This window comes from Micromonospora sp. NPDC005254 (assembly GCF_042872525.1).
GTDB lineage: Bacteria > Actinomycetota > Actinomycetes > Mycobacteriales > Micromonosporaceae > Micromonospora.
Window position 1 is genome coordinate 436,264 of sequence record NZ_JBIAKM010000002.1, and the last position, 13,954, is coordinate 450,217.

The 13,954-nt window shown below is 72.1% G+C and carries 13 protein-coding genes; 12 read left to right on the plus strand and 1 reads right to left on the minus strand.

The window, feature by feature from the left end:
* The first annotated feature begins 139 nt into the window (after positions 1-139).
* The 8 genes from nfi (at position 140) to ahcY (ending at position 9,050) form a co-directional block, all read left to right on the plus strand.
* The gene (gene nfi, locus ACFYPR_RS07660) at positions 140-892 is read left to right on the plus strand and encodes a deoxyribonuclease V (RefSeq protein WP_387258985.1); all 753 of its coding nucleotides are present in this window, start codon (positions 140-142) and stop codon (positions 890-892) included.
* 206 nt (positions 893-1,098) lie between these two features.
* On the plus strand, positions 1,099-2,157 hold the full coding sequence (locus ACFYPR_RS07665; protein ID WP_355063059.1) for a hypothetical protein: 1,059 nt from the start codon (positions 1,099-1,101) through the stop codon (positions 2,155-2,157).
* 69 nt (positions 2,158-2,226) lie between these two features.
* Complete coding sequence (locus ACFYPR_RS07670) at positions 2,227-3,612, plus strand: phosphomannomutase/phosphoglucomutase (RefSeq protein ID WP_355063061.1); 1,386 nt, start codon at positions 2,227-2,229, stop codon at positions 3,610-3,612.
* A gap of 61 nt (positions 3,613-3,673) precedes the next feature.
* The gene (locus ACFYPR_RS07675) at positions 3,674-3,859 is read left to right on the plus strand and encodes a Trm112 family protein (RefSeq protein WP_354859020.1); all 186 of its coding nucleotides are present in this window, start codon (positions 3,674-3,676) and stop codon (positions 3,857-3,859) included.
* Positions 3,856-5,052 carry an SIS domain-containing protein gene (locus ACFYPR_RS07680; RefSeq protein WP_234587712.1) on the plus strand — a complete coding sequence of 399 codons (1,197 nt, stop codon included), beginning with the start codon at positions 3,856-3,858 and terminating at the stop codon, positions 5,050-5,052. The genes ACFYPR_RS07675 and ACFYPR_RS07680 overlap by 4 nt, the downstream gene beginning before the upstream one ends.
* A gap of 58 nt (positions 5,053-5,110) precedes the next feature.
* Complete coding sequence (locus ACFYPR_RS07685) at positions 5,111-6,118, plus strand: cation diffusion facilitator family transporter (RefSeq protein ID WP_354859023.1); 1,008 nt, start codon at positions 5,111-5,113, stop codon at positions 6,116-6,118.
* Positions 6,119-6,122: 4 nt separating this feature from the next.
* On the plus strand, positions 6,123-7,286 hold the full coding sequence (manA, locus tag ACFYPR_RS07690; protein WP_387258986.1) for a mannose-6-phosphate isomerase, class I: 1,164 nt from the start codon (positions 6,123-6,125) through the stop codon (positions 7,284-7,286).
* Between the two features lie 264 nt (positions 7,287-7,550).
* On the plus strand, positions 7,551-9,050 hold the full coding sequence (gene ahcY / locus ACFYPR_RS07695; protein WP_387258988.1) for an adenosylhomocysteinase: 1,500 nt from the start codon (positions 7,551-7,553) through the stop codon (positions 9,048-9,050).
* Positions 9,051-9,125: 75 nt separating this feature from the next.
* On the opposite strand, the gene ACFYPR_RS07700 is transcribed toward ahcY, so the two are convergent.
* Entirely contained in the window at positions 9,126-9,284 is a 159-nt protein-coding gene (locus tag ACFYPR_RS07700) for a hypothetical protein (protein ID WP_354859030.1), read from the minus strand.
* A gap of 168 nt (positions 9,285-9,452) precedes the next feature.
* Between ACFYPR_RS07700 and efeU the strand changes: the two genes are divergently transcribed.
* The 4 genes from efeU to mtrA all read left to right on the plus strand — a co-directional run bounded on the left by efeU (position 9,453) and on the right by mtrA (position 13,944).
* Positions 9,453-10,460, plus strand: a complete 1,008-nt coding sequence (efeU, locus tag ACFYPR_RS07705; protein ID WP_354859033.1) for an iron uptake transporter permease EfeU — start codon at positions 9,453-9,455, stop codon at positions 10,458-10,460.
* Between the two features lie 23 nt (positions 10,461-10,483).
* Positions 10,484-11,617: an iron uptake system protein EfeO gene (gene efeO / locus ACFYPR_RS07710; RefSeq protein ID WP_387258991.1), complete on the plus strand. Its 1,134-nt coding sequence runs from the start codon at positions 10,484-10,486 to the stop codon at positions 11,615-11,617.
* A 25-nt stretch (positions 11,618-11,642) separates the two neighbouring features.
* A complete protein-coding gene (gene efeB / locus ACFYPR_RS07715; RefSeq protein WP_387258992.1) occupies positions 11,643-12,920 on the plus strand; it encodes an iron uptake transporter deferrochelatase/peroxidase subunit in 1,278 nt (425 codons plus the stop codon).
* 334 nt (positions 12,921-13,254) lie between these two features.
* Positions 13,255-13,944: an MtrAB system response regulator MtrA gene (gene mtrA / locus ACFYPR_RS07720; protein WP_007455837.1), complete on the plus strand. Its 690-nt coding sequence runs from the start codon at positions 13,255-13,257 to the stop codon at positions 13,942-13,944.
* The last annotated feature ends 10 nt before the right edge of the window (positions 13,945-13,954 follow it).

The window sequence follows — 13,954 nt, forward strand, 5'->3', positions numbered from 1 at the left end:
CCCTCGCCGACGGGCTTCGCCGAGCGTGATCGACTCGACATCGCCGATATGGGGGTGTCCGAGGACGTGGGATACCGCGATATCGCCGAAACCGAGTGGATCAAGGCCGGGGGCCGGTGTGGATCAAGGGTGGGCGCTGATGTCTGGTGGATCAACGCCGGACCTGGGGTACGTGCCGCGCAGCGAGGCGGAGGCGGTGGCCGTACAGGAGGAGTTGCGGCCGCTCGTCGACCTGGTCGGGCCGGGTCCGGCCGCGCCCGCGACGGTGGCCGGCCTGGACGTCGCGTACGCCGAGAGCGGCGACCTCCTCGCGGCGGCCGTGACCGTGCTGGACGCCCGGACGTTGGCGGTGGTGGATTCGGCGGTCAGTGTGGGCCGGCCTTCGTTCGGTTACGTGCCGGGGCTGTTCGCCTTCCGCGAGCTGCCGGCTCTGCTCGCCGCGCTGGACACGCTGACGACCAGCCCGGACCTGCTGGTCTGTGACGGGCACGGCGTGGCCCATCCGCGCCGGTTCGGGCTCGCCTGTCACCTCGGGGTGGTCACCGGCCTGCCCGCGATCGGCGTGGGCAAGACGCCGCTGGTCGGCGAGTGGGATCCACCGGCCGCCGAGCGGGGTGCCTGGTCGGCGCTGCGCGACGGAGGTGAGGTCGTGGGCCGGGTGCTACGGACCCGGGACGGGGTGAAGCCGGTCTTCGTGAGCGTCGGGCACCGGATGAGCCTGGACAACGCGACCGCGCAGGTGCTCGCGTTGACTCCGCGCTACCGCCTCCCCGAGACGACCCGTACCGCCGACCGGCTCTGCCGCGACGCCCTCGCCGGGATCACACGCTCCAACCTGGACGAATCGGGCGGTGGAGCCCTCGGCCCTGCCGACGGAGATCGCCGAGCGTGATCGACTCGACATCGCCGATATCGGGGTGTCCGAGGCCGTGGGACACCCCGACATCGCCGATACCGAGTGGATCAAGGCTCGGTGGCCGCCGGGCCGGTCGTAAACCGTAACGCCGGACACATGCGGGCCGCTCTATGACCGGTGGCGGGGGTAGGCCGGTAGTAGCCTGGCCGCGGACCCCACCCGGGGAGAACGGTGAGGTGATCATGACGGTGCGTCGACGCGCGGCACGGCTCGCGACGGTCTGCGGTCTGCTGGTCGGCCTGGTGATGCTCGGTGCGTCACCCGCGCTGGCCGACGAGGACTCGGTCCGTGTGGGGTCGGCCAGCAGCTTCGCCGCCGGGGGTTCGGCCCAGGGGGTGAACGTCGCGGTGCGCAAGCGCTCCGGCGGCTGCGTCCTGCTGCGTACCGCCCTGGGTCTGCGCCTTGAGGGTCTCCAGCCGAGCCAGGTGGCGGTCCAGGTGAACGCGGGCGGGCACTGGGTTCCGGTGGCCGTCGGCGGCGGTGACGGCAACGTGGAGACCGGGCAGACCGCACCGGCGAAGCCGACCCTGTGCAAGGGCAAGGGCATCACCGTGCGGTACCGGGTGGCGTTCGCCGCCGACGCGCCGGGCGGCCAGCTCTACGTGACCGGTGTGGCTCTGACCGCTGCCGGCCAGCAGTTGGGGCAGGGCGCCGACACGGCGAAGGTCACCGGGCGGCTCTCCCCGTCGCTCACCCCGACGCCGTCGAAGAAGCCGACCCCGACCCCCAGTCCCACCGAGGTCGCGGCGGCCGGCGAGGTGGTGAACCCGGCCGCGCTGGGCCCGACGTCCGCCGCGCCCAGCGTGACCGCGGTGGCCGCCGAGTCCGGCGGTGGTTCGCCGATCATGTTCTTCGGCATCGCGATGGTGGCGGTCGGCCTGCTGCTCATCGTGCTGCTGGTGCGCCGCTCCCGGCAGGACCGCACGCCGTCCGACGAGCCCGGCCCGCTGCCGGGCAACCCCGGTGGCACCACCTACCGCTCCGGCGGTGGGTCGCCCGCCGTGCCCGGTCAACCCGGCCCGGTGTACGGCCAGCAGCCGTCGACCGCCGGCCAGGTGCCTCCGCCCCGCCCCGCCGGCGGAGGGGTCTACGGGGCGCGACCCGTGCCGCCGACTCCGGACGCCACGCAACCGATGCCGGGTGCTCCGGCTGGTCCGGGTGCCCGGCCGCTGCCCGGTGACCCGCCCACGCCGCCCGACGGTGGCGATCACACCGTGTTCATGCCTCGGCTCCCCGGCTGACCGGGGCCGGGCCCGGACGCTCCGATACGCTCAGGTTCGTTGGAAACCTGCGGCCAAGGAGCGGAACTAGTGTCTGATCTGTCCCAGATCGTGAAGGCGTACGACGTCCGAGGGACGGTGCCGGACCAGTGGGACGAACGGGTCGCCGAGGCGCTCGGGGCCGCCTTCACCCAGCTGCTCAACGCCAGTGACGAGCCTGGCGACGCGGTTGTCGTCGGGTACGACATGCGGGCCAGTTCGCCCGGCCTGGCCGCCGCGTTCGCCGCCGGGGTGCGGGCCGAGGGCCGCTCGGTGATCGAGATCGGGCTCGCCTCCACCGACCTGCTCTACTTCGCCTCCGGCTCGCTCGACCTGCCCGGCGCGATGTTCACCGCCAGTCACAACCCGGCGCAGTACAACGGCATCAAGATGTGCCGCTCCGGCGCCCGGCCGATCGGCCAGGACAGCGGGCTGGCGGAGATCCGGGAGCGGGCGCAGGCCCTGCTGGACTCCGGGGCGTCGCGCCCGGCGGGTGAGCCGACCCGCCCGGCCGAGCGGCGGGACCTGCTTCCCGACTACGCCGCGTACCTGCGCAAGCTGGTCGACCTCTCCGGCATCCGGCCGCTGAAGGTGGTGGTCGACGCCGGCAACGGGATGGGTGGCTTCACCGTCCCCACCGTGCTCGGCGACGCCGCCCTGTCGGCCCTGCCGTTGGAGATCGTGCCGCTCTACTTCGAGCTGGACGGCAGCTTCCCCAACCACGAGGCGAACCCGCTGGACCCGGCGAACCTGGTCGACCTCCAGCGTGCCGTGGTCGAGCACGGGGCCGACATCGGCCTGGCCTTCGACGGGGACGCCGACCGGTGCTTCGTGGTGGACGAGCGTGGCGAGCCGGTGTCGCCGTCGGCGATCACCGCGCTGGTCGCGGCGCGTGAGCTGGCCAAGCACCCGGGCTCCACGGTGATCCACGGTCTGATCACCTCCAGTGCGGTCGCGGAGATCATCCGCGAGCACGGTGGGGAGCCGGTGGTTGCCCGGGTCGGGCACTCCTTCATCAAGGCGGAGATGGCCCGCACCAACGCGGTCTTCGGCGGCGAGCACTCCGCGCACTACTACTTCCGGGACTTCTGGTTCGCCGACACCGGAATGCTCGCCGCGATGCACACCCTGGCCGCCCTGGGCGAGCAGTCGCAGCCGCTGTCCGTGCTGGCCGGCGAGTACGAGCGCTACATCGCCTCCGGCGAGATCAACTCGACGGTCGCCGACCAGGCCGCGGCGGTGGCCGAGGTGCGTGCCGCGTACCCGGACGCGACGGCCGACGAGATGGACGGGCTGACGCTGCGTTTCCCCGACGGTGCCTGGTTCAATCTGCGTGCCTCCAACACGGAGCCGCTGCTGCGGCTCAACGTCGAGGCGCCCACCCGCGAGCGGATGGTCTCGCTGCGGGACGAGGTGCTCGGCCGCGTTCGCCGATAAGATCGCCTGCGCCGGTCGGCACCGCCGCCGGTGACCCCGCACTCGTGGAAGGAGCCGCGCCATGGCCCTGGATCCGCAGTTGCTCGAGATCCTTGCCTGCCCGGACACGCACCACGCCCCGCTCACCTACGACGCGGAGGCGCAGACGTTGACCTGCACGGAGTGCGGCCGGATCTTCGAGGTCCGCGACGACGTGCCGGTGCTGCTGCTCGACGAGGCGCGTGGCGGCCCCGGACTGCAGTCATGATCGACGGTACGGCCGGGGTCAGCGGGCGTCGTGACGCCGACGAGGCCCTGCTCGACAACCCGGACGCGCTGGCCGAGCACGACCCGGGCGGCATGCTGCGGCACACCGCGTCGGCCGGCGCCCAGGTGCGCGAGAGCGCGGCGTTGGCCGCCGAGGCGAACCTGGCGGTGCTCGCCGACGACGGGCGTCCCCGGGCCGTGGTGATCGCCGGCATCGGCACCGCCGGGCGTACCGGTGACGTGCTGGCCACGGTCGCCGGGCCGCGCTGCCCGGTCCCGATCATCGGGCACCGCAGCGCGGGCGTACCCGGTTGGGTGGGCGCCGCCGACGTGGTGATCGCGGTGAGCGCGTCCGGTCGGAGCCCGGAGGCGTTGGGCGCCGCCGAGGCCGCGCACCGTCGCGGTGCCCGGCTGGTCGCGGTGGGCGCCCCGGACTCGCAGTTGCAGTCGGTGGCCGAGCGGGCCCGCGCGCCGTTCATCCCGGTGCCGCGCCGCGCGCCGGCCCGGGCCAGTCTCTGGGCGCTCACCGTGCCGGTGCTGCTCGCCGCGCGTTCGCTCGGGTTGGTGAAGGTCAACGAGGCGGACCTGGCGGAGACGGCGGCCCGGCTGGACGCGGACGCCGACCGCTGCCGCTCCGCCGCCGAGTCGTTCGTCAACCCGGCCAAGTCGCTGGCGCTGGGCCTGGCCGGCTCGATCCCGATCGTGTGGGGCTCGTCCCCGCTGGCCACCGTGGCGGCCCGCCGCTTCGGTGACACCCTGTCCGCCAACGCCCGCTACCCGGTGGTCACCGGGGCGCTGGGCGAGGCCGGGCGGGGCCGGGTCGGGCTGCTGGACGGGGTCTTCGGCGGCCTGGCCGAGGGGGAGCGGGACATCTTCGCCGACCCGGCGGAGGACGACGGTGAGGGCACCCGGCTGCGGCTGGTCCTGCTGCGCGACGGCGGCCTCAACGCCGAGGACGACACGGACGAGCCGCTCGCGGTCGAGGAGCGCCGCGCGGACGCGGTGCAGACCCTCGCGGAGCGCCGTGGTGTGCGCTGCGACGTGGTGACCGCCGAGGGTGGGTCGGCTCTGGAGCGGCTTGCCTCCCTGATCGCCGTACCGGACTTCGCCTCGATCTACCTTGCTCTGGCACACGGATTGGACCCGATGGCCGTCCCGGCCATCACCGAGATGAAGGAGCTGTCGAACCAGTGAACGTACGCAGGGGGCGGCGCGTCACGTACGTCACCACGACGCGAAGCGGAGTGGCGGCGTGAGCGCGAACGGCGGGACGAAGGCGATCGTCGCCGCCCTGCTGGCCAACGTCGGCATCGCCGTCACCAAGTTCATCGCGTTCCTGCTCTCCGGGTCCTCGTCGATGCTGGCCGAGGCGGTCCACTCGGTCGCCGACTCCGGTAACCAGGGTCTGCTGCTGCTCGGCGGGAAGCGGGCGAAGCGCGCGGCCACCCCGGAACACCCGTTCGGGTACGGCCGGGAGCGCTACATCTACGCGTTCATCGTGTCGATCGTGCTGTTCAGCATCGGCGGCCTGTTCGCCCTCTACGAGGCGTACCACAAGTGGTCGCACGCGGAGGGCATCACCGAGTGGCAGTGGCTTCCGGTGGCGGTGCTGCTGGCGGCGATCGCCATGGAGTCGTTCTCCTTCCGGACGGCGATCAAGGAGTCCAACCACATCCGGGGCAACCAGTCCTGGGTGCGTTTCATCCGGCGGGCCAAGGCGCCGGAACTGCCGGTGGTGCTCCTGGAGGACTTCGGCGCGCTTGTCGGTCTGGTCTTCGCGCTCTTCGGCGTCGGCATGACGCTGATCACCGGCAACGGCCGGTGGGACGCGGCCGGCACCGCGATGATCGGCATCCTGCTGGTGGTCATCGCCATCGTGCTGGCCATCGAGACCAAGAGCCTGCTGCTCGGTGAGGGTGCCGAGCAGCAGGACCTGGCCGCCATCGAGCGGGCCATCACCGAGGGCCCCGAGGTGGAGCGGATCATCCACATGAAGACGCTCTACCTGGGCCCGGAAGAGCTGATGGTGGCCGCGAAGATCGGCGTGCCGGCCTGCGAGAGCGCCCACGACGTGGCCCGTGGCATCAACGCCGTGGAGGCGCGAATCCGCACCGCGGTGCCGATCGCCCGGGTGATCTACCTGGAGCCGGACATCTACAGCGCCGCCGCCGCGGCGGCCGGCACCGGCACCGCCGCCGACACCGCCGTACCGCAGCCCGAGGACGCGTCGGGCGAGGCGGTCGGGCGGCCCGGGGGCTGAGACGGTGGAACCGCTGTACGGACCGATCCGGGATTACGCCTGGGGGTCCCGCTCAGCCATCGCGATGTTGCAGGGTCGACCGGTGCCCAGCACCGGCCCGGAGGCGGAGCTGTGGCTGGGCGCCCACGCCGGCGCCCCGGCCAGGGTGGAGCGCGCCGGCCTGCGGGTGAGCCTCTGTGACCTGGTGCGCGACGAGCCGGGGCAGTGGCTGGGCCAGCGGGTGACCGACCGGTTCGGCACCCGGCTGCCGTTCCTGCTCAAGGTCCTCGCCGCCGACGCGCCGCTGAGCCTGCAGGCCCACCCGGACGCCGAGCAGGCCCGGGTGGGTTTCGCGGCGGAGGCGGGCCGGCCGGCGGGGGAGCGCAACTACTCCGACCCGCACCACAAGCCGGAGTTGCTGGTCGCGCTCACCCCGTTCGAGGCGCTGTGCGGCTTCCGGGATCCGGCCGAGTCGGCCGAGGCGCTCGCCGCGTTCGGCGTACCGGCGTTGGGGCCGGTGGTCGACGCGCTGCGGGCCGGGCCGGCGGGGCTGCGCACGGCCGTGCGGACACTGCTCGGCTGGCCGGTCGCCGAGCGCGACGGGCTGCTGCGTGCCGCCCTGGCGTCGGCGGCCGACGGCCCGGACGCGGAGCTGGCCCGCCGGTTGGCGACCGCCTATCCGGGCGACCCGGGCGTGCTGGTGGCGCTGCTGCTGCACCACCTGCGGCTGGTGCCGGGAGAGGCGATCTGGATGCCGGCGGGCAACCTGCACGCGTACCTGAGCGGCTGCGGCGTGGAGATCATGGCGGCGAGCGACAACGTGCTGCGCGGGGGTCTGACCCCGAAGCGGGTGGACGTCGACGAGTTGCTGCGGGTGCTGCGTTTCGAGGTGCTCGACGATCCGGTACGTGCCGCGCAGCCGATCGCCCCGGGCGTGGACTGCTGGCCGGTGCCGGTGGACGACTTCGCGCTGCACCGGGTGCGGGTCGGCGCGGCCGTGCCGGAGGTCACCGTGGCGCTGCCCGGCCCCCGGGTGGTGCTCTGCGCCGCGGGCTCGGTCACGGTCGACGACGGGGCGGGCGCGCTGACGCTGGCGTCCGGCCAGGCGGCGATCGGCACGGCGTCCGGTGAGCCGCTGCGGGTCGGCGGCGACGGTGAGGCGTACGTGGCGACGTCGGGGCTGCGCTGAGCCCGACACAAGTCCGACTTTCCCGGAATAGCTTGACGCGCCCCTGGCTGAATGTGACTCTATGAGTACGCAGCGTTATCGCGACGACGGTCCGACAACGTGCGGGGAACCAAACCGGGGGGATGCACGGGGCGGGCGGAAGTGGGCAGCGGGTCTGTCCACCACCGACCGCCCCGTGCGCTGTCCGCAGCCCGTCCCCCGGCGCCCGTCGCCAGCGCGCGTAAGGTGGAGGATCGGCGCAGACATCGTTCGACAGGAGCTTTCATGACCAGCACCCTCCCGGCGGCCGCCAGCGGTACGCCGTCCGAGGCCCGGCCGAGCACGCTCGCCGAGGGCGACTTCAAGGTGGCGGATCTGTCGCTCGCCGAGTTCGGGCGCAAGGAGATCCAGCTCGCCGAGCACGAGATGCCCGGCCTGATGGCGATCCGGCGGGAGTTCGCCGAGGCGCAGCCGCTCGCCGGCGCCCGGATCACCGGTTCGCTGCACATGACCATCCAGACCGCAGTCCTGATCGAGACGCTGGTCGCCCTCGGCGCGCAGGTTCGCTGGGCGTCCTGCAACATCTTCTCCACCCAGGACCACGCCGCCGCCGCGATCGTCGTCGGCCCGAACGGCACCCCCGACGCCCCCGCCGGCGTCCCGGTGTACGCCTGGAAGGGCGAGACCCTTCCGGAGTACTGGTGGTGCACCGAGCAGGTGCTCGTCTGGCCGGACGGGCAGGGCCCGAACATGATCCTCGACGACGGCGGCGACGCCACCCTGCTGGTCCACAAGGGCGCCGAGTTCGAGAAGGCCGGCGTCGTGCCGCCGGTCGAGTCCGCCGACTCCGAGGAGTACGGGGTCATCCTCGAACTGCTGCACCGCTCGCTCGCCGAGGACGGCCAGCGCTGGACCCGGATCTCCGCCGGCATCAAGGGCGTCACCGAGGAGACCACCACCGGCGTGCACCGCCTCTACGAGATGCACCGCGCGGGCACGCTGCTCTTCCCGGCCATCAACGTCAACGACTCGGTGACCAAGAGCAAGTTCGACAACAAATACGGCTGCCGCCACTCCCTGATCGACGGCCTCAACCGGGCCACCGACGTGCTGATCGGCGGCAAGATGGCCGTCGTGATGGGCTACGGCGACGTGGGCAAGGGCTGCGCCGAGTCGCTGCGCGGCCAGGGCGCCCGGGTCGTGGTGACCGAGGTCGACCCGATCTGCGCCCTGCAGGCCGCGATGGACGGTTACCAGGTCGCGACCCTGGACGACGTGGTCGAGCAGGCGGACATCTTCATCACCGCCACCGGCTGCTTCGACGTCATCACCAACGAGCACATGGCCCGGATGAAGCACCAGGCCATCGTCGGCAACATCGGCCACTTCGACAACGAGATCGACATGGCCGGCCTGGCCAAGCGCTCGGACGTCGAGCGGATCAACATCAAGCCGCAGGTCGACCTGTGGCGCTTCGCCGACGGGCACGCCATCATCGTGCTGTCCGAGGGGCGTCTGCTGAACCTGGGCAACGCGACCGGGCACCCGAGCTTCGTGATGTCGAACTCGTTCGCCAACCAGACGATCGCCCAGATCGAGCTGTTCACCAAGACCGAGGAGTACCCGGTCGGCGTCTACGTGCTGCCCAAGCACCTGGACGAGAAGGTGGCCCGCCTGCACCTGGGCGCGCTCGGCGCCAAGCTGAGCAAGCTCACCAAGGAGCAGGCCGCGTACCTGGGCGTCTCGCAGGAGGGGCCGTTCAAGCCGGACCACTACCGCTACTGATCGACATCTCTTCGAACCGGGTCGGCTGTTCGCAGCCGGCCCGGTTCGTCGTTCCCGCCAGGGCGGGACGGGACGTCAGCCGGAGCGGGAGTCGCGGCGGCTGGGGCGGAACCACGTCCACGCGCACCAGGCCAGCCAGCCCAGGGACACGACGGTGGCCAGTGCCCGCAGGCGCAGCGCGCTGAGCAGCAGCACCACGGCGAGCACCGCCAGCCACGGCAGGAAAGCCTTCACGGCAGGGATCCTCCCACGCTCGGACGGTGACCGGTTCGTGGCGGCCGCCGAAGACCAGGTCACAGCGAGAGTGAGCTTGTCATGAACGACTTGACGAGGTCCCGGAACTGGAGGAAGGTATGGCTGCCCTAAGTTAGCTGAGGCGTGCCTAATGAACACGGAGCCAGAATGTTCGCCACCTACCTGATCGGCCTGCGGGAGGGCCTGGAAGCGACCCTGGTGGTCAGCATCCTGGTCGCCTTCCTGGTGAAGTCGCAGCGCCGGGACCGGTTGCCGCAGGTGTGGGCGGGCGTCGGCCTTGCCGTGGCGCTCTCGGTGCTCTTCGGCTGGCTCATCGAGTACACCTCGACCTCGCTGCTGTCCCGCTCCGAGGACCGCGAGCTGTTCGAGGCCATCACCTCCGTCGCGGCCGTGGTGTTCGTCACCTGGATGATTTTCTGGATGCGCAAGGCGGCCCGCACCATCGCGGGCGAGCTGCGCGGCAAGCTCACCGAGGCACTGGCCGTCGGGTCGCTCGCCGTCGCCGGGATGGCCTTCCTCGCGGTGATCCGGGAGGGCCTCGAAACCGCCCTGATCTTCTACTCCGCCGCCCAGGGCGCGGCCGGCGACAGCGGGCCGCTGCTCGCGCTGATCGGCGGCATCCTCACCGCCGTGGTGCTCGGCGTGCTGCTGTACGCGAGCGCCCTGCGGATCAACCTCAGCAAGTTCTTCACCTGGACCGGTGCCCTGCTGATCCTGGTCGCCGCCGGCATCCTCAAGTACGGCGTGCACGACTTCCAGGAGTCCGGTGTCCTGCCCGGCCTCAACGACCTGGCCTTCGACATCACCAGCACGCTCGACCCGACCACCTGGTACGCGGCGCTGCTGGCCGGGATGTTCAACGTGACCCCCGCGCCCACCGTGCTCGAGACGATCGCCTGGATCGCGTACGCCGTGCCGGTCCTGGCGCTCTTCCTGCGCCCGACCCGGCGTACCCCCGCACCGGCCGCGGCCACCGCGGTGCCGGCCGCGCCCTCCGCGGCGGCACCCCCCGCGGCCTCGGCGCCCGCCGTCGCCGCGTCGGCGGCCGAGTCGACGTCTCCGGACGCCACGAGCACCACCACCGTCACCGAGCGCGGGGCCGACACCGGCACCGAGGCCGAGGCCGACGCGGCATCAACGCCGCAGCGTGCCTGACCCCACGAGGAGAGACAGCCCAGATGCGTACCACCCGATTCTTCGCGCTGGCCGCTGCCGGCGTGCTGGCGACGGCCGGCGTCGCCGCGTGCTCCGACTCCAAGAAGGATGAGGCGGGCGCGGCCGGCGGCGCGATCGTGGTCAAGGCCACCGACACCGCCTGCGAGGTCGGCACGACCGACCTCGGCGCCGGAACCGCCACCTTCAAGATCACCAACGCGGGCGCGAAGGTCACCGAGTTCTACGTGTACGCCTCCGGCGACCGGGTGATGGGCGAGGTGGAGAACATCGCCCCCGGGCTGAGCCGCGAGCTGCACGTCGAGCTGCCGGCGGGCACGTACGAGACGGCCTGCAAGCCGGGGATGAGCGGCAAGGGCATCCGGGGCGCGCTCAAGGTCAGCGGTTCGGCGCAGCCGCTGACCGCCGACGCCGCGCTGGCCGGGGCCACCGACAACTACCAGCGCTACGTCAAGAGCCAGACCGGCGCGCTGCTGGAGAAGACCGAGGAGTTCGTCGCCGCCGTGAAGGCCGGCGACGTGGCCAAGGCCAAGGCGCTCTACCCGGTCGCGCGCACCTACTGGGAGCGGATCGAGCCGGTGGCCGAGATCTTCGGCGACCTGGACCCCAAGATCGACGGCCGCGAGGAGGTCATCGAGGAGGGCATGGAGTTCACCGGCTTCCACCGGATCGAGAAGGACCTCTGGCAGTCCGGCGACATCAGCAAGGACGGCCCGATCGCGGACCGGCTGCTGGTCGACGTCAAGGAGGTCGTGGCGAAGGCCAACGCCGAGAAGCTCTCCCCGCTCCAGCTCGCCAACGGCGCGAAGGAGCTGCTCGACGAGGTCGCCAGCGGCAAGATCACCGGCGAGGAGGAGCGCTACTCGCACACCGACCTGTGGGACTTCGCCGCCAACCTGGACGGTTCCAAGGCGGCGCTGTCCGCCCTCCGGCCCGCGTTGGAGCAGCGCTCGCCGGAGCTGGTCAAGCAGCTCGACACCGAGTTCGCGAACGTCGAGGCGCAGCTCGGCAAGCACCGCGACGGCGACGGGTGGAAGCTGCACACCGCGTTGAGCAAGGCTGAGCTCAAGGAGCTCTCCGACGGCATCAACGCGCTCGCCGAGCCGATCAGCAAGGTCGCCGCAGTCGTCGCCCGGTGACCGGGACGCAGGGGGAGTCGAGTCGATGAGCGCAAGCAGGTTGACGCGCCGGAGGGCCATCACGCTCGCCGGCGCGGGGGTGGCCGGAGTCGCCGGGGTGGCCGCCGGCGCGGGCGTGCTGCTGGGCGACTCCCGTGGCCCGGCGGCGGCCAGCGACCACGCGGCGGACGCGGTTCCGTTCCACGGGGAGCACCAGGCCGGCATCGTCACCCCGGCGCAGGACCGGCTGCACTTCGTCGCCTTCGACGTGATCACCAAGGACCGGGCCCGCCTGGTCGAGATGCTCCAGGAGTGGACGGCCGCCGCCGCGCGCATGACGGCCGGCCGCGACGCCGGGGTGCTCGGCGCGGTCGGTGGCATGCCGGAGGCCCCGCCGGACGACACCGGTGAGGCGCTCGGCCTCCCGCCGTCGCAGCTCACCCTGACCATCGGCTTCGGCCCGACGCTGTTCCGCGACGCCGACGGCCGGGACCGCTTCGGCATCGCCGACCGCCGCCCGGCCGCCCTGGCCGAGCTGCCCAGGTTCCCCGGTGACGCGTTGCAGGCCCCGATCTCCGGTGGCGACCTGTGCGTGCAGGCGTGCGCCAACGACCCGCAGGTGGCGGTGCACGCGATCCGCAACCTGGCGCGGATCGGCATGGGGGTGGTCAGCGTCCGCTGGTCGCAGCTCGGCTTCGGCCGTACGTCGTCGACGTCCCGGGACCAGGCGACCGCCCGCAACCTGTTCGGCTTCAAGGACGGCACGGCCAACCTCAAGGCCGAGGAGACCGACCTGCTCCGCGACCAGCTGTGGGTGCAGCCGGGCGACGGGCCGGACTGGATGACCGGCGGGTCGTACCTGGTCACCCGCAAGATCCGGATGCTCGTGGAGACCTGGGACCGGACCTCCCTGGCCGAGCAGGAGGAGATCGTCGGTCGGACCAAGGGCAGCGGCGCCCCGCTCGGGCGCAGCAAGGAATTCGACGAGCCGGACTTCGCGGCACGCGGGGACGACGGCAAGCCGCTGATCGCCGAGCACGCCCACGTCGCCCTGGCCCACCCGAGCCGGAACAACGGCGCGCACCTGCTGCGGCGGGGCTACAACTTCGTCGACGGCTCGGACGGTCTCGGCCGGCTCGACGCCGGCCTCTTCTTCATCGCCTACCAGCGGGACCCGCGCCGGCAGTTCGTGCCGATCCAGACCCAGTTGGCCCGCCATGACGTGATGAACGAATATCTGCGGCACGTCTCCAGCGGCCTGTTCGCCTGCCCGCCCGGAGTGCGCGACGGTGGGGACCACTGGGGCCGCGCGCTCTTCGGCTGAGCGCTAGGGCCTGTTTCATAAGAACTGGCCGGCCTGCGGCGGCCGCCCGGACTCCGCCTCGGCTCGACCGCCCTTATGAAACAGGCCCTAACCGGATCGCGGCGGCGACCCGTCGTCCGGATGGCGACAGCGCGGCCGGCCGGGGGCTACGGTGGCGCCGGACGGCGCCGAGGGGGGATCATGGTGGGAGCCGGCCCGGGAACCGATCCCTGCGCTGGACCTCGCACCACGTGGCGCCGCCGCCGCGGGTCGCGGTGACTGGTTTGCCGGCGGCACTATCCGTGCCGGCTGACGCCGGTCCCACCGAACTGAACGGGGATGCAATATTAATCCCATGAGAGCCCGGGTACTGGTGGTCGACGACGACCCCGCACTCGCCGAGATGCTCGGCATCGTGCTGCGCAGTGAGGGTTTCCTGCCCTCGTTCGTGGCCGATGGCGAGCGGGCGTTGGCCGCCTTTCGTGACAGTCGGCCAGATATCGTCCTGCTCGACCTCATGTTGCCCGGAATGAGTGGTATCGACGTGGCGCGGTCGATCCGTGCCGAATCCGGCGTGCCGATCGTCATGCTGACCGCCAAGAGCGACACCGTGGACGTCGTCCTCGGCCTGGAGTCCGGTGCCGACGACTACGTGGTCAAGCCGTTCAAGCCCAAGGAGCTGGTGGCCCGGATGCGGGCCCGGTTGCGCCGTGGCGAGGACGTGGCGCCGGAGATGCTGACCATCGGCCCGCCCGGCAACCAGATCACCATCGACGTGCCGGCCCACACCGTGAGCCGCAACGACGAGGAGGTGAAGCTGACGCCGTTGGAGTTCGACCTGCTGGTCGCGCTCGCCCGCAAGCCGCGTCAGGTCTTCACCCGCGAGGTGCTGCTGGAGCAGGTCTGGGGTTATCGGCACGCGGCCGACACCCGACTGGTCAACGTGCACGTGCAGCGGCTGCGCGCCAAGATCGAGCCAGATCCGGAGCGGCCGGAAATCATCCTCACCGTGCGGGGCGTGGGCTACAAGGCGGGCACCGGATAGCCTGGTCACA